The organism is Corynebacterium sp. HMSC06D04, assembly GCF_001807315.1.
GTDB classification, from domain to species: Bacteria; Actinomycetota; Actinomycetes; order Mycobacteriales; family Mycobacteriaceae; genus Corynebacterium; species Corynebacterium simulans.
In genome coordinates this window covers 99,007-117,530 of record NZ_KV788547.1, presented here as the reverse complement: position 1 = coordinate 117,530, position 18,524 = coordinate 99,007, and the positions used below count along the sequence as shown (strand labels likewise).

Annotated in this window: 19 protein-coding genes; 8 read left to right on the top strand and 11 right to left on the bottom strand. The window is 58.4% G+C overall.

Features of this window, described 5'->3' with window-relative positions; all coding sequences use genetic code 11:
* Positions 1 to 9: 9 nt before the first annotated feature.
* The gene (gene gatB, locus HMPREF3155_RS06375; protein ID WP_061922090.1) at positions 10 to 1,518 is read right to left on the bottom strand and encodes an Asp-tRNA(Asn)/Glu-tRNA(Gln) amidotransferase subunit GatB; all 1,509 of its coding nucleotides are present in this window, start codon (positions 1,516 to 1,518) and stop codon (positions 10 to 12) included.
* Between the two features lie 144 nt (positions 1,519 to 1,662).
* On the opposite strand from gatB, the gene HMPREF3155_RS06370 reads away from it, so the two are divergent.
* A complete protein-coding gene (locus HMPREF3155_RS06370; RefSeq protein ID WP_061922088.1) occupies positions 1,663 to 2,472 on the top strand; it encodes a DUF4261 domain-containing protein in 810 nt (269 codons plus the stop codon).
* A gap of 56 nt (positions 2,473 to 2,528) precedes the next feature.
* On the opposite strand, the gene HMPREF3155_RS06365 is transcribed toward HMPREF3155_RS06370, so the two are convergent.
* Together HMPREF3155_RS06365 and HMPREF3155_RS06360 are read right to left on the bottom strand one after the other, a co-directional pair.
* Positions 2,529 to 3,560: an ATP-dependent 6-phosphofructokinase gene (locus HMPREF3155_RS06365; RefSeq protein WP_061922085.1), complete on the bottom strand. Its 1,032-nt coding sequence runs from the start codon at positions 3,558 to 3,560 to the stop codon at positions 2,529 to 2,531.
* A 10-nt stretch (positions 3,561 to 3,570) separates the two neighbouring features.
* Complete coding sequence (locus HMPREF3155_RS06360; RefSeq protein ID WP_070432869.1) at positions 3,571 to 4,959, bottom strand: DHA2 family efflux MFS transporter permease subunit; 1,389 nt, start codon at positions 4,957 to 4,959, stop codon at positions 3,571 to 3,573.
* 49 nt (positions 4,960 to 5,008) lie between these two features.
* Between HMPREF3155_RS06360 and HMPREF3155_RS06355 the strand changes: the two genes are divergently transcribed.
* A complete protein-coding gene (locus tag HMPREF3155_RS06355) occupies positions 5,009 to 5,332 on the top strand; it encodes a hypothetical protein (RefSeq protein ID WP_062044255.1) in 324 nt (107 codons plus the stop codon).
* A 7-nt stretch (positions 5,333 to 5,339) separates the two neighbouring features.
* Here the strand turns inward: HMPREF3155_RS06355 and gatA are convergent, their stop codons facing one another.
* Both gatA and gatC read right to left on the bottom strand, forming a co-directional pair.
* Complete coding sequence (gene gatA, locus HMPREF3155_RS06350) at positions 5,340 to 6,824, bottom strand: Asp-tRNA(Asn)/Glu-tRNA(Gln) amidotransferase subunit GatA (RefSeq protein ID WP_061922079.1); 1,485 nt, start codon at positions 6,822 to 6,824, stop codon at positions 5,340 to 5,342.
* A complete protein-coding gene (gene gatC, locus HMPREF3155_RS06345; protein ID WP_061922076.1) occupies positions 6,824 to 7,126 on the bottom strand; it encodes an Asp-tRNA(Asn)/Glu-tRNA(Gln) amidotransferase subunit GatC in 303 nt (100 codons plus the stop codon). Before gatC ends, gatA begins: the two co-directional genes overlap by 1 nt.
* A gap of 209 nt (positions 7,127 to 7,335) precedes the next feature.
* Here gatC and HMPREF3155_RS06340 point away from each other — a divergent pair, with 209 nt between their 5' ends.
* Positions 7,336 to 7,995, top strand: a complete 660-nt coding sequence (locus HMPREF3155_RS06340; RefSeq protein WP_061922074.1) for an ACT domain-containing protein — start codon at positions 7,336 to 7,338, stop codon at positions 7,993 to 7,995.
* On the opposite strand, the gene HMPREF3155_RS06335 is transcribed toward HMPREF3155_RS06340, so the two are convergent.
* The 3 genes from HMPREF3155_RS06335 to ligA form a co-directional block, all read right to left on the bottom strand.
* A complete protein-coding gene (locus tag HMPREF3155_RS06335) occupies positions 7,992 to 8,312 on the bottom strand; it encodes a winged helix-turn-helix domain-containing protein (RefSeq protein WP_061922071.1) in 321 nt (106 codons plus the stop codon). The two genes, HMPREF3155_RS06340 and HMPREF3155_RS06335, sit on opposite strands and share 4 nt — an antisense overlap.
* A gap of 12 nt (positions 8,313 to 8,324) precedes the next feature.
* The gene (locus HMPREF3155_RS06330; RefSeq protein ID WP_070732928.1) at positions 8,325 to 8,750 is read right to left on the bottom strand and encodes a hypothetical protein; all 426 of its coding nucleotides are present in this window, start codon (positions 8,748 to 8,750) and stop codon (positions 8,325 to 8,327) included.
* Between the two features lie 71 nt (positions 8,751 to 8,821).
* Complete coding sequence (ligA, locus tag HMPREF3155_RS06325) at positions 8,822 to 10,843, bottom strand: NAD-dependent DNA ligase LigA (protein WP_070432867.1); 2,022 nt, start codon at positions 10,841 to 10,843, stop codon at positions 8,822 to 8,824.
* 54 nt (positions 10,844 to 10,897) lie between these two features.
* On the opposite strand from ligA, the gene HMPREF3155_RS06320 reads away from it, so the two are divergent.
* The 4 genes from HMPREF3155_RS06320 to HMPREF3155_RS06305 all read left to right on the top strand — a co-directional run bounded on the left by HMPREF3155_RS06320 (position 10,898) and on the right by HMPREF3155_RS06305 (position 14,550).
* Positions 10,898 to 11,569, top strand: a complete 672-nt coding sequence (locus HMPREF3155_RS06320; protein WP_070432866.1) for a 3'-5' exonuclease — start codon at positions 10,898 to 10,900, stop codon at positions 11,567 to 11,569.
* A 38-nt stretch (positions 11,570 to 11,607) separates the two neighbouring features.
* Complete coding sequence (locus HMPREF3155_RS06315) at positions 11,608 to 12,117, top strand: ArsR/SmtB family transcription factor (RefSeq protein WP_070432865.1); 510 nt, start codon at positions 11,608 to 11,610, stop codon at positions 12,115 to 12,117.
* The gene (locus HMPREF3155_RS06310; RefSeq protein WP_141748359.1) at positions 12,117 to 13,127 is read left to right on the top strand and encodes a serine hydrolase domain-containing protein; all 1,011 of its coding nucleotides are present in this window, start codon (positions 12,117 to 12,119) and stop codon (positions 13,125 to 13,127) included. Before HMPREF3155_RS06315 ends, HMPREF3155_RS06310 begins: the two co-directional genes overlap by 1 nt.
* A gap of 292 nt (positions 13,128 to 13,419) precedes the next feature.
* Complete coding sequence (locus HMPREF3155_RS06305; RefSeq protein ID WP_070432864.1) at positions 13,420 to 14,550, top strand: ATP-binding protein; 1,131 nt, start codon at positions 13,420 to 13,422, stop codon at positions 14,548 to 14,550.
* Here HMPREF3155_RS06305 and HMPREF3155_RS06300 read toward each other — a convergent pair whose 3' ends face one another.
* Positions 14,551 to 15,462, bottom strand: coding sequence for a uroporphyrinogen decarboxylase/cobalamine-independent methonine synthase family protein (locus HMPREF3155_RS06300; RefSeq protein ID WP_083281268.1), 912 nt, complete (start codon positions 15,460 to 15,462; stop codon positions 14,551 to 14,553). It lies immediately after the preceding gene.
* Positions 15,462 to 16,547 carry a tRNA 2-thiouridine(34) synthase MnmA gene (gene mnmA / locus HMPREF3155_RS06295; RefSeq protein ID WP_070432863.1) on the bottom strand — a complete coding sequence of 362 codons (1,086 nt, stop codon included), beginning with the start codon at positions 16,545 to 16,547 and terminating at the stop codon, positions 15,462 to 15,464. The genes HMPREF3155_RS06300 and mnmA overlap by 1 nt, the downstream gene beginning before the upstream one ends.
* Positions 16,548 to 16,605: 58 nt before the next feature.
* Between mnmA and HMPREF3155_RS06290 the strand changes: the two genes are divergently transcribed.
* Positions 16,606 to 17,427, top strand: coding sequence for a spermidine synthase (locus HMPREF3155_RS06290; RefSeq protein WP_070432862.1), 822 nt, complete (start codon positions 16,606 to 16,608; stop codon positions 17,425 to 17,427).
* Here HMPREF3155_RS06290 and HMPREF3155_RS06285 read toward each other — a convergent pair.
* Positions 17,408 to 18,508 carry a glycoside hydrolase family 25 protein gene (locus tag HMPREF3155_RS06285; RefSeq protein WP_070432861.1) on the bottom strand — a complete coding sequence of 367 codons (1,101 nt, stop codon included), beginning with the start codon at positions 18,506 to 18,508 and terminating at the stop codon, positions 17,408 to 17,410. The two genes, HMPREF3155_RS06290 and HMPREF3155_RS06285, sit on opposite strands and share 20 nt — an antisense overlap.
* Positions 18,509 to 18,524 lie beyond the last annotated feature (16 nt).

The following is an 18,524-nucleotide window of genomic DNA, read 5'->3' as shown; positions in this document are numbered from 1 at the left end:
AAAACTCAATTAACCCTGCAGTTTCTCCGCAATCAGCTTGTTAACCTGCGCTGGGTCTGCCTTGCCGCGGGTGGCCTTCATGACGGCACCCACGATGGCGCCGGTGACCTTCGTGTTGCCAGCCTTGTACTTCTCCACGATGTCCGGGTTAGCGGCAAGAGCCTCGTCAACAGCAGCTTCAATCGCGCCGTCGTCACGCACAACCTCGAGCCCGCGCTTAGCGACGACCTCGTCAACGTCCCCCTCGCCCGCCAAGACGCCGTCGACCGCCTGGCGCGCCAACTTGTTGGTCAGCTTGCCCTCGTTAATCAATGCGATAACGCGCGCGACCTGCTCCGGGCTGATATCGAGAGCGCTAAGCTCCACGCCGGCCTCGTTCGCCTTACCCGCCAGGTAAGAAACCCACCAGGAACGTGCCTCATCCGGCTTCGCGCCAGCTTCAGCGGTAGCGACGATGAGATCAAGCGCGCCAGCATTGACGAGGTCACGCATTTCTTCATCCTTCAAGCCCCACTCTTCCTGGATGCGAGCGCGGCGGATCCATGGCATCTCCGGCAAGGTCTTGCGGATCTCTTCCACCCACTCGCGGGAAACGATAACCGGCGGCAGATCCGGGTCGTTGAAGTAGCGGTAATCCTCAGCGGTCTCCTTTGGACGTCCCTTGGAGGTAGAACCATCCGCCTCCTGGTAGTGGCGGGTCTCCTGGACGATCTCGCCGCCATCGGTGATGACCTGGGCCTGGCGCTGCATTTCGAAGCGCACTGCCTGCTCCACGGACTTCAGGGAGTTAATATTCTTGGTCTCGGTACGGGTACCAAACTCCTCCTGGCCCACCGGGCGCAGGGAGAGGTTGGAGTCAACGCGCATAGAGCCCTGGTCCATGCGAGCATCAGAAACACCGAGGGCTGCAACCAGCTCGCGCAAAGCGGAAACATAAGCCTTGGCAACCTCAGGAGCGCGCTCGCCAGCGCCGATGATCGGCTTGGTAACGATCTCGATGAGCGGGATGCCGGCGCGGTTACAGTCCACCAGGGAGCTCGTCGCACCATGGATACGGCCGGTAGCGCCACCGATGTGAGTCAGCTTGCCGGTGTCTTCCTCCATGTGTGCTCGCTCGATCTCAACGCGCCACTCGGTGCCATCCTCCAGAACGACATCCAGGTAACCGTCGTACGCGATCGGCTCGTCGTACTGAGAGATCTGGTAGTTCTTCGGCTGGTCTGGGTAGAAGTAGTTTTTGCGCGCGAACCGAGAAGACTCAGCGATCTTGCAGTTGAGCGCAAGACCAATCTTGATTGCGCCCTCGACGCCGGCAGAGTTGACTACCGGCAGTGCGCCTGGCAGGCCCAAGGACACTGGGTCGACGTTCGAGTTCGGCGCTGCGTTGAAGTTCGTCGGCGATGTGGAAAACATCTTGGTTTGGGTATTGAGCTCGACGTGAACTTCCATACCCATTACTGGTTCGAACTTCTCTAGGACCTCGTCGTAGTCCATCAGGTCATAAATCGCAGCAGTCATGGGTGCCATCTTAGTATGAAGCCACGAACGCGCATGCATTCCCCTATGATGGCCGATACGGTTACGCGGCGTGCGCCCGAAACCACCGCATAACTAAAGCGAAACTACAGCGAAAGCAAGCCACAAACAGCTAAGGAGCCCTCAATGACCACCGCTTCCCCACAAGGAACCCCACACGCTGTTGACTATGGCCTCGTCACGTCTCTGGCCACCTCCCTCGTGTTCTTCGACAGCGCGCCCGATACCGAAGCGATGAAGTCCATGATTACACAAGCCTTCGGCAAGAACCTCGGACCGCTGGAGAAATCGGAGAAGTCCATGGTCGTAGAAATCAACGACGAGTATGCCCTCGCGTTTACTCCGGCCGCAGCAACTCGAGCAGACCTTGAAGGTGATCCATCCTTCCATCAGCACCCAATTCTGTCCGGCGATCCTGCAGGCTGGGAGGACATCGCGTGCATGGTCCTTATCAACGTCTTCCCCTCTAACGAGCGCCTCGAACTCATCAAGAACACCCGCGAGGCCCGTCTGCACCAGCTGGTCACGTTAGGCCTTGCGACGTCGGCAATTGCCCAGACTCCCGGCGCAATTGCGGTCCTTAACTCCGTGGGCCGCGTGGCCGAGAGCACGGAAAACTACGTTGAAGCTGTGGCCGATAAGCTGCCCGCGCACTACCTCGCGTCCACTTGGGTGGCACAGGACGACAACGGCCTTCAGGCCTATACTTTGGGCATGCCCATGCTCGGCCACCCAGAACTCCAGATCCGCGACTTCCAGGGCAGCCCCGACGAACTGTACTCCATGCTTGCCAACATTGCTGACTACGCCCAACAAGGCGCGACCTTAAAGGATGGCGACACCATGGCCTTCGCGGAGGGCGAACCCCCGATTCGCATCACTGCGGAGCCGTGGATTGTCGACGCCGACGTGCCCGCCCTTCGCATCCATTTCTAGGCAAAACGAAAAATGTCACCTCACAGGCGAGGTGACATTTTTTATATGCGTCCTATCTAGCCAAACAACGCTTGGGCGTTGGCATAACGCTTCGGCGGAACAACCTTCAGCTTGCCCACGGCTTCTTCCAGCGGAACCAGGTCGATGCTCTCGCCATGCAGCGCCACGCACATGCCCGACTTGCCATCGTGAGCGGCGCGAGCGGCATGGACTCCGTAGCGCGTTGCAAGCACACGGTCATAAGCAGTCGGCGTACCGCCACGCTGGATGTGGCCTAGCACCGTGGTACGCACGTCGTAGCCGGTGCGCTTCTTAATCTCGTCACCGATAACCTGGCCGATACCGTTGAAGGTCTGGTGACCGAACTGATCAACTCCGCCCTCTTCAAAGTCCATGGTGCCTTCCTTCGGCAACGCACCCTCAGCCACACAGATGATTCCGTACTTCTCGCCCATCTGGAAACGGCGTTCCATCGCCTTGGTGATGTCGGCGATATCGAAAGGCACCTCGGGAATGACCGTATAGTGCGCGCCGCCGGCCATGCCCGCGTGCAGTGCAATCCAACCCACGTGACGGCCCATGACCTCCACGATGAGGATGCGGTCATGGGACTCAGCAGTGGTGTGCAGGCGGTCGATAGCGTCAGTAGCCACGGATACTGCGGTATCGAAACCGAAGGTGTAGTCGGTGGCGTTAACGTCGTTGTCAATAGTTTTTGGTACACCAATGACCGGAATTCCATTGTCGGACAGCCACTTCGCGCCCTTTAGCGTGCCCTCGCCACCGATGGCAATGAGCGCGTCAACGCCAGCGTCTTCCATATTTGCCTTGATGGTATCCAGACCAGCCTTGAACTTATCGGGGTGCAGACGGCCAGTACCCAGAATGGTTCCGCCACGCAACAGGATGCGATCGATTTCGGCGTCGTCATAAAGATCTCGCCGGCGATCTTCCATCAGGCCTACCCAACCGTCTTCGTAGCCCACGACTGTGGAACCGAATTCGTTGGAAGCGGTGCGAACAACCGCGCGGATAACAGCATTCAGGCCGGGGCAATCGCCGCCGGAGGTAAGTACAGCAAGGCGCATGAGTTCCAACTTACCCGCTCATAATTTCGCTCGCACCGTGCAGGGTGTCCCGAAAGCTTAAGGAAGCCAGCCCACCGACTACAAGCACCGCTATGATGACGAAAAGTGCAGCAGAAATACCCGCCACCTGAAGTGCGGCCGAGACTGCCGCGACGCCGAGGACCGAGCCCACCTGGCGCGAGGTGTTGTACACGCCCGAAGCAGCCCCCATTAGCTCCGGCGGTACGTCGCGCATAGTGGTCGCTGCATTCGAGCCCCAGATGAAGGATTGCCCGCAGCCCAGCACAGCAATAGGCGCGCACATCCACCACGCGCCGAAATCTAGATTAATCACCACGAGCGCCGCGCTAAACGACGCCGTCATAATCACGAAACCGGTAATCGCCAACCGCCGCGGGTCCAGGCGATCCGCCAAGATTCCAGCCACCGGTGAAATCAGTAAAGACACCACGGCCATCGGCGCCACGATGACTCCTGCAGTTGCCGCCCCAACCCCCTTGTCTTGCTGAAGCCACAACATGATGGGCAGCATCATCGACGCGGCCATAAACCCCATGGCAACGATTGCGAAGCTGCCCGCGGAGTAATTGCGGTCGTCGAAAAGCCGCAGCGGCACCAAAGCCTCGCTGCCAGCTCGAGATTGCAGCCACACAAAGGCTCCCAGACCTGCGAGTCCTACAGCCAACAGTGCCCAAATCCAGCCATCCCAGCCAGTCTCAGGGCCTTGCTGAATGCCGAACACGAGGGCGCTCAAAGCAATAAAGGACACCGCCACCGAAACGCCGTCGACCTTGCGCGCTGTGGTCTTCAGCGCCGGAACCCACATGGCCGAAAGCACCACTGCCGCAACCACGAAAGGAACGTGCGCCCAAAACACTGCCGGCCAGCCAAAGCCACCAACAAGGAATCCGCCCAGCAAAGGTCCCAAAAGTGAAGCGACCGAACCAATAACTCCCCACACGCCAAGCGCACGTCCCCGCCGCTCGCGGGCAAAGACGCGATTGATGACAGCCATCGACTGCGGCATCTGCAACGAGGCGCCCACACCCTGCACCGCACGGGCGGCGATCAGAACCGAAATATTGGGCGCTAAAGCACAGGCCAGCGCACCCAAACCGAATACACTCACGCCCAGTTGGAACATTCGCTTTTGCCCGAAAATGTCTCCCAGGCGGCCCGTGCACAGCAATGGAACGACCACGCCCAACAAATAAATAGCCGAGACCCACAGCACCCCGTTGATAGAGGCACCTAGCCCTTTCTGGATGCTAGGCAAAGCAACTGCGATCATTGACTGATCGAGCAATGACACGAAAAAGCCCAGCGACAAGGCGAACATCGCCCGCCACGCCTGCCGCTCTGGTGGTAATCCTTCAGCTTCAAAAGTGGGCACATTCATGACTGCGAAGTCTAGCGACAGCAACGGACACGGGCCTAAACTGGCCGACATGGCAATGATCGATATCAAGAAACCACAGCAAGTATCCACTGCTACCACCGTGGCCTTTGGCCTCATTGGTGGCTGGCTCAGCGCCAAGGAGACCGGCATTCGCCCGTTGGGCGGCGTCATCCTCGGTGCAGCCGGAATCTGGGCCGGCCGCAGCTGGTTGGAAAAGACCAACCCAGCTACCACCGCTGCCCTGTCCGCGCTCTATGTAGGCGCATTCGGCGCCTCGCACCCGCTGGCCAAGAAGATTGGCGCGTGGCCCGCCGTGCTGAGCGTAACGGCGGCCTCCGCGGGTGCTTCCTACGTCCTCTCAGACGCGAAGTAAAAGCTAGCTACTTACGGCCAGCTTCGTAGGCAGCGCCGACCTTGTACAGGCGGTCATCTGCGAAGGCCGGGGCCATGATCTGCAGGCCCGTCGGCAGGTTGGTATCAGATGCCATGCCGGCGGGCACGGACATGCCGCACACACCCGCGAGGTTCAATGGCAGCGTGCACAGGTCGAAGTTGTACATCGCCATCGGATCCTCAACCTTCTCGCCCAGCTTGAATGCGGTGGTTGGGGTGGTCGGGGAAACCAAGACATCGACCTTCTCGAAGGCCTTCTTAAAGTCCTGCGCAATCAGCGTTCGCACGCGCTGTGCCTGCAGGTAGTACGCATCGTAGTAACCCACGGACAACGCATAAGTGCCCAGCATGATGCGGCGCTTGACCTCAGGACCAAATCCCGCCGCACGGGACAAAGACATAACCTCTTCTGCGGAGTGCGATCCATCGTCGCCCTCGCGCAGGCCATAGCGCATGCCGTCGAAGCGCGCTAGGTTAGAAGAAACCTCACACGGCATAATCAGGTAGTAGGCGGCCAGCGCATCATCAAAGTGCGGGCAGTCCACCTCGACAATCTCCGCGCCCTGTTCTTTAAGCTGCTCTACCGCTGCGTGGTAAGCCTCCATGACGCCCGGCTGCCAGCCGTCGCGCTCAAATTGCTTAATGAGGCCGACCTTGACGCCAGTAAGATCGCCCTTTGCTCCTTCGCGCGCAGCCTCCACGACCGGCGCGACCGGCTTATCCACGGAGGTTGCGTCGAATGCGTCGTGGCCAGCGATAACCTCATGCAGCAGCGCGGTATCCAGAACCGTGCGGGCGGTGGGGCCAGCCTGATCCAGAGAAGAAGCAGCAGCGATGAGGCCATAACGAGAAACCGTGCCGTAGGTCGGCTTCACGCCGACGGTATTGGTCAGAGCTGCCGGCTGACGGATCGATCCGCCAGTATCGGTACCGATGCCCAACGGCGCCTGGCCTGCCGCAAGAGCCGCAGCAGTACCGCCACCGGAGCCACCCGGGGTGCGCTCGGTGTCGTACGGGTTATGTGCCGGGCCATACGCGGAGTTCTCATTGGAGGAACCCATTGCAAACTCGTCCAAGTTGGTCTTGCCCAGAATCGGGATGCCCGCCTCACGCAGCTTGGTGACCAAGGTTGCGTCATAAGGAGACATCCAGCCCTCCAGCATCTTGGAAGCTGCGGTAGTCGGGGCGTCGGTAGTAACCAGCAGGTCCTTCAGAGCCAGAGGAACGCCAGCCAGTGCGGAGGCCGGCTTTTCGCCCGCATCGAGCGCCTTATCGACGGCGTCGGCAGTAGCCAGCGCCTGCTCCGCACCGACGTAGAGGAATGCGTTGAGCTCGTCGTTGGTCTCCGCGATGCGATCCAAGAATGCCTGCGTCACCTCGCGGGAGGTCAGCTCACGGGAATGGATCTTATCCGCCAGCTCCGCAGCGGAAAGGCTTAAAATTCCTTCTTCAGGTGCAATGAAAGTCGACATTATTCTTCTCCTCCACCCAAAATCTGCGGTACTACGAAACGATCATCCTCGGCAGCCGGAGCCTGATCCAAGGCCTGCTCGGCGGTCAGGGTGCGCACGATGACGTCCTCACGCATCGGAGCGACCACGGAGTGCGGGTGGGACATCGGCTCGACGCCCTCGGCGTCGACCTTGCCCACGGCAGACACGGAATCGACAATCTTGTCGATCTGCGTCGCAAACTGCTCCAGCTCTTCGTCGCTTAGCGCAAGGCGCGACAGCTTAGCCAGGTGCGCGACCTCTTCACGCGAAATCTCAGACACGCGTTCTCCATCCTTTAATACACAGACGTGATTGGTTACATGCTTGTAGCTATCGCACCATGGTACTGCACGAACAGGTTCCGACACAGCACCGGTCCCCGATCACCTACACGCGAATTTAATTCCGGTTTTCCAGAAAATTTCTATTGAACACTGTGGAATTGGGCTTGTACGATAGTGAAAACTATTCTTACGACCGAAAGTTAAAAATGTCCTTCCTCGTCCGTGTCCTCCTTCCCGATACCCCCGGTAGCTTAGGCAAGTTAGCGGACGCTTTAGGCAACGTCGACGCCAATATCGAATCCGTCGACATCGTGGAAAACTTCCCTGATGGTTCAGTCATGGATGACATCGTGATTGAGCTACCCAAGGGCGCAATGGCCGATGAAATCATCACCGCCGCCCAAGGCGTCGACGGCGTCGATATCGATTCGATCCGCCCCTTCAGCGGCCGCGTCGATCGCCGGGGGCAGATTAGCTTGCTTGCCGACGTCGCTTCCAAGAAGAACGTCACCGCCGCTATGGAGGAGGTCTGCGCGGCCATCCCAAAGGCACTTACCTCTAACTGGGCCATCGTAATCAACAACAATGCCCCCATCAGCCGCGTGGTTGGCTCCGATGCCGCTCCCGCCGACGACGGCACCATCCCCGAAAGCATTGACGTCGACACTGCCCGAATCTTGAACCCAGACCGCGAGGATTGGATCCCCGAGTCCTGGTCACTTCTCGATTCCGCGCTGGCCGCAGCCCCACTGGTTGGCACCAACTACGTCATCGTCATGGGCCGAGTCGGCGGGCCGGATTACCTCGCTTCCGAGGTAGACCACTTGGGCAATCTCGGCACGATTTTGGGTGCTTTCCTCCGCTAATCTAGCGGCTCAGCCGTCAAGCCCTGAACAATCCTATCCAAACAGAGCAGGTAGTCCTCAAATTGCTGCCTGCCCTGCTTCGTAAGCTTCAGATTGGTTACCGGCGTGCGGGAAACAAATTGCTTATCCACTTTCACTAAGCCGGCCTGTTCCAAGATTCCAATGTGCTTAGTCAGAAGCGAATAGCTGACACCAAGGGCATCCTTTAGCGTCTGATAGTCAACCGAGTCAACTGAATTCAGCGCCCCAAGGATGCTTAACCGCACTGGAGAATGCAGCGTTCCATCAAGGCCATTTCGCGCTTGCGATAAGTCCATCGCTTTATCCCCCTATGCGTTTTTACGAGCCTGGTTTACAAACCATAGACCCAAAAGCGTGATTGGAGCTACGGACAAAGCACTGGCAATCACGACTACAACCACATCAGCCAGATCGTTTGTCTCTCCATTCCACAGCCAACCCCCGAAAATGGCTAACGCTAGCGGAGGGATTGCGCTCAATGCGTAGATGCGCCCAAATCCCCGAGGGTGAACACGACGGTTCTTGGTTTGCTCATCGCGAAAGCGCCACACCCAAGCAAGCCATATAAACAGCAAAATCACACGCACTAAGGCTCCCCACCCCTGCGTGTCTATAAGAAAATTCACCACTAGGAAAATTGCGGTTGCTAACCCAATCTTCACGAAGCCCCACCCCTCAGCTTCGCTCAGGCCACTTGGAAGACCCAATTTCCTACCACTAAAACGCTGTGTCATGACGTACCCCTTCACTACTTCTGACCTGACATTCATCAGAGTAACAACCACCTTACAAAACGTAAAGTGGTTTACGCCCCAGCTTCCAGCAGCTCCTTAAAGCCCTCCTCATCCAAGATGGTCAGGCCCAAATCCCTCGCCTTCGTTTCCTTCGAGCCGGCGTTCTCACCAACCACGACGTAATCCGTTTTCTTAGACACCGAGCCAGAAGCCTTTCCTCCCCTTGCGATGATGGCCTCCTTCGCCGAGTCGCGGGAGAAGTCCTCCAGGGTGCCGGTCACGACGATGGTAAGCCCCTCGAGCGTCTGCTCTAGTTTTTCGGTGACCGTATCTTCCATGGTCACGCCAGCATTCGCCCACTTTTCCACGATGTTGCGGTGCCAGTCGATTTCGAACCACGCCTTAAACGACGCCGCGATAATCCCGCCCACACCATCGGTGTCCGCCAATTCGCTTTCCGACGCCGCGCGCAGCGCCTCCATCGAACCGAAACGCGTCGCCAATGCACGCGCAGCAATCGGCCCAACGTGGCGGATCGAAAGGCTCACCAGCACGCGCCAAAAGTCAGCCTGCCGCGCGCTTTCCAAGTTCTTCAACAGCTTTTTGCCTTGCGCATTGAGCTTTCCAGCCTTAGTCGTATAGGCAGAAGACTGCAGCAGCTTTTCCTCATCCAAATCGAAGAGTTCCGCTTCGTCGACAAGCACGCCCGACTCGATGAGGTCAATGGCGGCCTTCTCACCCAAGGCCTCAATGTCCATGCCTTTGCGGGAAGCCAAATACTCCAGGCGGGCGGAAAGCTGCGCCGGGCAGCTGCGCGTATTGGGACAACGCCAGTCTTGATCGCCATCTTTTTGCGGTGCCAACTTCGTGCCACAGGATGGGCAGTTTTCCGGGAACACCCACTCATGCACGCTATCGTCGCGCAGTTCAAGAACAGGCCCCAGCACCTCAGGAATGATTTCACCGGCCTTGCGGATGACGATGGTATCGCCAATCATCACGCCCTTGTTCTTGACCTCGAACTGGTTGTGGAGGGTCGCCTTCGACACCGTCGAACCAGAAACGAATACCGGTTCCATCACTGCAAACGGCGTAATCCTGCCGGTGCGTCCCACGCCGACCTCGATGTCCAGCAGCTTCGTGGTCACTTCCTCCGGCGGGTACTTGTACGCGATGGCCCAACGCGGTGCGCGCGATGTTGCACCCAGCGCACGTTGCGAAGCCAAGTCATCGACCTTGACCACGAGGCCATCCATCTCGAAGTAAGCATCATGGCGGTGCTCCGCCCAATACTTCACTTCCTTTTGCACGGCTGCAGCCGAGCTAACCTTCTTTGTATATGGCGAAACCGGTAAACCCCAGGCCTCCAGCGCCTTGTACGCATCATGCTGGGAGGTCGGCTCAAAGCCCTCACGGGCACCGATGCCATGGCAGACCATGTGCAGGCGACGCTTCTTGACCTCGTTCGGGTCCTTCATGCGCAAGCCACCTGCCGCTGCATTGCGCGGATTGGCAAACGTCGGCTTGCCGTCTTCGCGGCGTGCCGCGTTAATCTCCGCAAACTCGTCAGGGCGCATGTACACCTCGCCGCGGATTTCCACCAGCTCCGGAACGGGATATTCATCGCTGCCGCTGAGTTCATGCGGGATATCCGGAATAACCCGCGCATTCGCAGTGATATCCTCGCCGATGCGGCCGTCGCCACGCGTTGCAGCCGTAACAAGCTTGCCGCCGCGGTAAACCAAATCAATGGAAAGTCCGTCAATCTTCAGCTCAGTCAGATAGGACTTCGCCGGAGTCCTATCCAACCAATCCTGCATCTCTGTCTCATCGAAGACATTGTCCAAGCTGTAGAGGCGCTCCAGGTGCTCAATATCCACGCCCTCGGCTGGGGTCGCGCCGACCTGCTGGGTCGGAGAATCCGGAACCGCCAACTCCGGATGCTCTGCCTCTAGCTGCAGAAGCTTTTGGAAAAGCTTGTCGAAATCTGCATCTGGAATCGCGGGCTCACCGTTGTAATAAAGCTCCCGGTGCTTGCGCACTTCCTGCGCTAGTTCGGACCATTCGCGTTGGATATCTACTGGATTAGTCACAGTGAAACAGTCTAGCCAGACTCCATGTCTGGCCGAAGCGCTAGAGTGTTCCACATGAACTTCGACGCCAGCCGCATGCTCTCCTTCGACCTCGAAACCACCTCCGTAAACCCAAAAGAAGCACGAATCGTCACCTCCGCATTGGTCCGTATTGATGGCCGTGAAGTGGACAAACGCGAAATGCTCGCCGACCCAGGCGTTGAAATCCCTGAGGCCGCTGCAAAGGTCCACGGCATCACCACTGAGAAGGCCCGCGCCGAGGGCCAACCGCATGACGAAGTCCTCGAAGAGACCGTCCGCTCCATCAAGCAGGCATGGGAAGATGGCCTCACCCTCATCGTCTACAACGCCGCCTACGATCTCTCCGTCCTGCGCGCGCTCACCGGTGACTTCACCGTCACCGGCCCTGTTTTCGATCCTTTCGTAGTTGATCGCGTCAAGGACAAGTGGCGCAAGGGCAAGCGCACGCTTGGCGACGTTTCCGCACACTACGGCGTCACCCTCGAAAACGCGCACGAAGCAACTTCCGACGCCCTTGCCGCAGCCCGCATCGCGTGGATGCAGGTCCGCCAGCGTTACCCCGAGCTTTCACAAATGAACACCGACGAGCTCATGGAGTACCAGGCCGTCGAGTGGTACAAGGACCGTGAATCCTTCAAGAAGTACTTGGAAGGTCAAGGTAAGGACGCAAGCGACGTCTCCACTGCGTGGCCGATGATTAGCTAAACATTGCAGATTTTTTAAAATTCTGGAATTCTAGAAATGTGAATTCCAGTACCTCTTCGAACCTTCTTGAGCAGCGACTCGCATCTCTTGAACAGCGAGTCGCCACTCTTGAAGGCAATACTCATGTAGAAGCACAATCCGATTCCCGCTACTGGCTCGTCGAGGCCCTCGAAGAAGGGCCCGGCATTCCCGACGGCTCCGTCATCTTTGGCGGCGACGTCACCATCGGCAATCGCGAGTACAAATACCAATGGCAGCGCCCCACCCAATTCGTCACCGACGAGTCTTGGGAAGAAAACATCAAACGTCTTACCGCCATCGCACATCCCACCCGCGCGGAGATCCTGCGTCGCCTCCTGTGTGCGCCCGCCAGCGCCAACGACCTTGTACAGGAGGGCCTGGTTAGCTCCACAGGAACCACCTATCACCACCTCAACGAACTCAGCAGCGCCGGGTGGATCGCCAAATCCAAGTCCGGCACCTTCGAAATCCGGCTGACCCGCGTCATCCCCCTCATGACAATCATCACGGCGGCGGAGGCGCACTAATGAACTTTTCCATTGGCAAACTCGCAATCGGATTCCTGGTCACTGCTCTCGTGGCATCCGGCCTTGTCCTGGTAGGCCCTCACCGCATTGCCCTGGCAACCGAGGCCACTGGCTCGACCGACCTAGCCCAGAAGCTGCGTGACAATGCGCAGCGCGGACACCACAATCTGACGACCTTTACACTGGCGAACGGCGAGACCTCCTTCGCAGGCCTTGGTGCCGACGAACATACCGAGGTCGAAATCGGTTCGGTAACCAAGATGTTCACCGCGGAACTCATCCGCCAAGAGGTCTCTGAAGGCAACCTCAAATACAACGCTAGGGTTGGTCAGTTTCTTGATACCGGCGATTCCCCTATCAGCGATGTGCGCATCGAAGAGCTAATGGAGCACACATCTGGGCTACCAAGACTCGCTGCAACTAATCCCTTTACCGGAATCTCCACCATGCTCACAGGAGGCAACCCCTACGCGAAAGAAACTAAAGAGCAACTCATCGATTCCGCCACTTCCTCCGACCTCGCAGGTCGCGGCGAAGAGAATTATTCCAACCTCGGCTACGGACTTCTCGGGCTCATCTTGGAAGAGGCTTCCGGTAAGCCTTTCGAACAACTGCTGCAAGAGAAAATCTTTGCACCGATTGGAATGCACGAGACTTACCTCATGACCCCAGGCAGCGTTCCTTCCGATGCCCCGCATGGCTACACCAGTCGCGGAGAAAAGGCTCAACCCTGGGAATTTCCAGCAAGTGGCGCCGCCGGCGGTATTCGGTCAACACCCAAAGACATGAGCTTGTTCGCCAATTGGCTCATCGTACAAGGCGACTTCCAGCATGGCTGGCAAGAAAACGAGGCCCCAGTTCCCGCTGGTTACTGGCACAACGGAGGCACTTACGGATATTCGACAATGCTCATTATCGATCCGCAGAGTTCAAAAGTAGCCTTCGTCTCAAACGACACTGAGAAGGGAACTGAAGAACTCGCTCGCACTATTTTTGGAGAGCTAGATTGATGTTTTCACTTGTAGTAATTATCGGTCTTCTACTGAACATTGCGTGGCACCTCGTGAGAACTAAAACAGTATCCACAATTCGCATAGTCGACGTTTGCATAACCTGCATTGTCGTTGCTCTCCTCGGGCGAACCCTGCCTTGGAACTCCGATCTCAGCGTGTTCTGGTGGTACGCTTTGGTAGCCATGACGGCACTTTATGCTGGAAAAGTGGCCTTTCGTAGAAAATCTCCCAAATCTCCGGCCGCCAAAAAGTCTCCCAAATCTCCTTGTTTGAGGTAGCCTTGCCGTCTATGAGCACCCGCAGTAATCCTTTCCGCCCCACCTTCGGAGTCCCGCCTCTTTATTGGGTGGGCCGCACTGCTGTGCTCGATGCATTCCGCAATGCCCTGCAGTCCCCAGCCGGCGCCTCCGCTCGCACGATGATCGTCAGCGGTGCACGCGGTATCGGAAAGACAGTTCTGCTCAATGAACTGGAGGATTCTGCGAAAGCACAAGGCTGGATATGTATTCGAGCTTCTGGGCGCACCAACATGGTCGAGGAGCTCGTCGAGACCACCATTCCGCGGTTGATCGAGCAACTCGCGCCCCGAGATAAACGGAAAATCAACCGCATCGGCATCGGCGGGGTCGGCTCAATCGGCCTGGAGCACAACACGGATGAGCCTTATAAGCCCACGCTAAATACCCGCCTCCGCGATCTCCTCGCCGAACTCTCAGGAGTCGGAATTCTGCTCAGCATCGACGAAGTGCAAGACGCCTCAGTAGAAGACCTCACTTCTATCGCAGTGGCCTACCAGGATCTCCTGCGCGATGAGCTCGACATTTCCTTTGTCGCCGCTGGATTGCCGCAAGGCGTCAACCGCCTACTCGATCTCCCCGGCGTTACTTTCTTGCGCCGTGCCCAAAGATTCGTTCTGGGTCCGCTTTCTGCAGGCAACGCCACCGAAGCCTTTACTGCCACCGCAGCTGACTCGGGCCTTAATTTCTCATCGGAGGCTATCAGCAAGGCCGTCGAGCTGTCGAAGGGCTACCCATACCTCGTGCAGCTGGTGGGTTCCTTGGCTTGGGAGCGCGCAAACGCACGCGACGAAACCCAGATTGAAGCTTCAGATGTAGACAGCATTGCCGACGAAGCCATTTCCATCCTGTGCACCCAAGTGCATTTGCCCGCCGCGTCCTCGCTGCCTCCTGCTCAGCGCCAGTTCCTTGACTCGATGTCTAGCGCTTCCGTTGATGGCATCGCCACGATTACGGAGATTGCAGAAAGCCAAGGCCGCACGGTCCGCTCGCTTTCGGCAACGCGCCAAAGGCTTATCGACGCCGACCTCATCGAGCCCGCCGCCCACGGCGAGCTGCAATTCGTCATCCCCTACATGGAGCGCTTCTTCAACTCCACCGACAAGCTCGGCAGGGTCGACTAGCTATAGATCACCGGCGTCGCGCACCAACATGCCCGCCGTCTCCACAGCCGAGCGCAGCGTGCTTGCCGACGCCTCCCTTGGCACCACGTCTACCGCATCCACCAGCAGCTCACGTGGCATTCCCATGCGGTCAAAGTGCCGGGCCACAGCCACTGCTTCTGCCCGCGCATCGACGCCTGCAATTGCGAAACCGATTCGCTTGCCTTCGCTTAAGAACTCGCCAAGACCATCGATGTTCTTTGCCGTGTCGAGCCCAACGAAGTCAGTCACGAATGTTTCCGCGGCATCGGCGATTTCCCAGTGCGGCCCCGCAACTAGGTAATCCGCGCCCAGCTCCTTGAGCTTCTCCCGAGCAACTTCCGCTGGGATCGCGCGAATCTCGTCAAAGTCGGTGGTACCGGGAACCTTGCCGGCGAAGACGTCGCCAAGTAACGGCTCGTCCACCTGCACCCGCACCTCACCGTGGAAGCGACGCACCAGCTTCTTCACGTGATCCGCGATGCCCATCTGCAGGGCTTCATGCAGATCGCGGGTAGCACCGGCGTCGGAAAGCACGCGGTGCCCATTCGCAAGCTCTACCGCCGCTGCTAAGCTCCACGGCCCCAAAACCTGCATCTTTAAGACGGGAACAGACTCGCCCCATACCTCTTGGATGGCGTCCAAGTCACGCTCCCATAGATCCCATGTGCGTCGCATCATCAGCTGTGGGCGCTGGGTCATCTGCCACCCGCGTGGGCCGCGGTCAACGTTGACCGCTTCTAAAAGCGCGGCCGTAGAACCCACGGCATCCGCACCAAGCCCGCGCTCGGAAAGCTGCGGAATCGCCGGCAGATGTCCAGACTCGCCCATCACGATGTCGGCGGCCTCCGTCATGGAAACCCCACGCATCGGACCCAGCGAAAATCCCGTCACTATGCCGTCCCGCAGATGGTGCCGGAACCGAGGACGATATCCCCCAGCTCATCGGGGCTTGGCAGGTACAGCACTGCGGCTTGGCCGCGTGCCACACCGGAGAGCGGTTCTTTTAGCTCCAGCGTCATCTTGTCGCCATCGCGGTCCACAAACGCCTTGCAGGGAACAACCGATCCGTGCGCGCGAACCTGAACCTCGCATTCCAGCTCGCCGTCCATGGCCGGGTGCAGATACTTCAGGCGATCTGCCTGAATCCTCGTCACCGCCAAGTCCTCGCGCGAACCCACGGTCACAGTGCCGCTCGCTGCATCGATGTCGGTGACATAGCGCGGGCGACCATCCGCCGTAGGCTCCTTGATGTCAAGGCCCTTGCGCTGACCGATGGTGTAGTTCCATGCACCGTCATGTTGTTTGAGCTCCTGGCCCTCCTGGTCCACGACCATGCCGGGACGCAGCCCGATTCGCGAGCCCAAAAATGCCTGCGTATTGCCATCCGGAATAAAGCAAATGTCATAGGAGTCAGGCTTTTTGGCCGTGGAAAAGCCATGACGGGCCGCTTCCTCGCGAATCTGCGGCTTTGGGGTATCGCCGATCGGGAAATAGCAATGCTCTAGCTCCTCCGCGGAAATAACGCCCAAAACATAGGATTGATCCTTGTTTTCATCCTTGGAACGGCGCATATAGCCAGCGTCGTCAAGCGTGGCGTAATGGCCCGTCGCTACGGCATCGAAGCCCAACGCTATACCTTTTTGGAGTAGCGCGCGGAACTTGATCTTCTCGTTGCAGCGCAGGCACGGATTCGGAGTCTCGCCGCGGGCATAAGAATCCACGAAGTCCCCGATGACCTCATCCTTAAACTGCTCGGAAAAATCCCAAACGTAGAAAGGAATACCCAGCTTGTCACAGATGCGACGCGCGTCTGCAGAGTCCTCCAAGGAACAGCAACCCCTGGCCTTTTCGCGGGTTTGTTGTGCGTCTTTATGCAGTGCCAAATGCACTCCCACCACATCGTGGCCTGCTTCCACGGCGCGGGCTGCGGCCACAGAAGAATCGACTCCGCCTGACATCGCTACGAGAACTCGCACTTAAACTCCTTTTCTTCGGCGGCCAAGCTTACTCTTCCAACCCATTAAGCTTAAATGCATGCGCAAAAAGGACGATCTCGTTGGCACCTACGAAATTTCTACGGGCACCGCGGAGGTGGTGGCGGACGAGTACCACGATAGCGGATACACACTTATGGTCAATGGAGTACCTTCAAGCCACATCGTGTTGGGCGCACCGGAAATCCTCGAGTTTGAATACATGCGCTGGATTGCCGCCGCAGTCGAAACGCTTCTGCCAGTGGCACCCGATGCCCTCCGCATGACACATCTGGGTGGTGCAGGCTGCTCGCTCCCTCGCTATTTCGCCAGCATTTGGCCCAAGTCCCGCCATACCGTAGTGGAACTCGATGCCAAGCTCGGCGAATTAGTACGCACGCTTTTCGACGTCCCCCGTTCCCCCACCGTCAAAATCCGCGCCGGCGAAGCTCGCGCGGTCACCGATGGCTTCGCACCCGCTAGCCGCGACGTCATTATTCGCGATGTCTTCGCTGGCGACAAGACCCCACATCCGCTTACTACCCGCGAGTTCTTTCAATCGGTCCACCGCGCCTTGGTGCCTGGAGGACTCTACGTTGCCAATTGCGGAGATCACCGAGATCTCAAAATCGCAAAGTCGGAATTGGCCGGAATGAAGGAGGTATTCGAGCACGTGGCCGTAATCGCGGATCCCCCGATGCTCAAGGGACGGCGTTACGGCAACATCGTTCTTCTCGCCTCAGATCGCGAAATGCCAGCTGCCGGCTCCGTGGAAGCCGCACAACTGGCAAAATCACTGCTATCCGGCGCTGTCCCCGCCCACTATAAGCACGAGGCGTGGACCGCGAACTTCATGCAAGGCGCTACTGCGCGAGCTGATTAACAGCGTCCTGTGCTTGCTCGACCTGGTTCGGGTTGGCACCGTTGGCGGTGGCAACGTGGCCGGCGTTGTCTAGAAGGATTGCAAGGTCACCGACGGTGAAGTCACCGGAGGCCATGCCAACCAGGTCCTCAATCGGCAGGTTACCGTTCTGGGTTAGCTGCTTGACAAAGTCGGTAAATACACGTGCTGCGTTTCCGTCCAAACCTGCCTGCTGCGCGGCATCGATAAGCTGCGGGCTCGCAATGATACCTGCTGCCAATGCGAGGATCGCGCCGATCAGCGGTGCGCTGTTGGAGCTCAGGTCTGGCGCGTCGTCGCCAAGCACAAGCCCCTCGAGGATGCCACCGATGTCCAGGTAGTTGCCGTTGCTGAAGGAATCCAGCTGACCCTCGTTGCCGTTAAAGACGTTCATATCGACCGGACCGGTGATGCCGTTGACGCGGCCAGAGCCGGAGCGCTGCCAGAACGAAATCTTATTCCAGCCACCGACTGGATCCGGCGCCTCATCCTGGTAGGCCGCGAGCCATAGCGGCATGTCGGAGAACTCCGTGGTGTTCCCCATCTGCCCCATCCAGAAGTACTTATAGGTATAGATCATCGGGGTACGGCCGGTTAGCGTGCGTAGCTCCGTGGTGAAATCACGGATCCACTGCTCGAGCTGCGCCGAAGAAAGACCTTCATCAACCTCAATATCGAGCACGGGCGGCAGCGTTTGATTCGGAACCAGCGCAAGCTGTGCAGCAAAATGCGCCGCCTGGCGCGTGGCTGACGACGCCGGGCGTGCGTAGTGGTAAGCACCAACCTTCAGGCCGTTCGCTGCGGCAGCGTTCGAGTCGGTGATAAAGTGGGGATTCGTCCAGTCGGAGCCCTCGGTTGCCTTAACGAAAGCAAAGGACTGGCCGTCGGACTTTACTTCGCCCCAGTTGATCGGAGCCCCGCCCGGGTGCTGATGGTTTGCAATATCGATACCCGTGGTCGCACCGGAGGTCCAGGCGCCGGCTGTCATCGTGCCTGCGACAGCAAGCGCCACAGAACCAACAACGGCGACGATAGCCTTGCGCATTCCCTTAGATGAAGTCATGCGCGCTACTGTACCG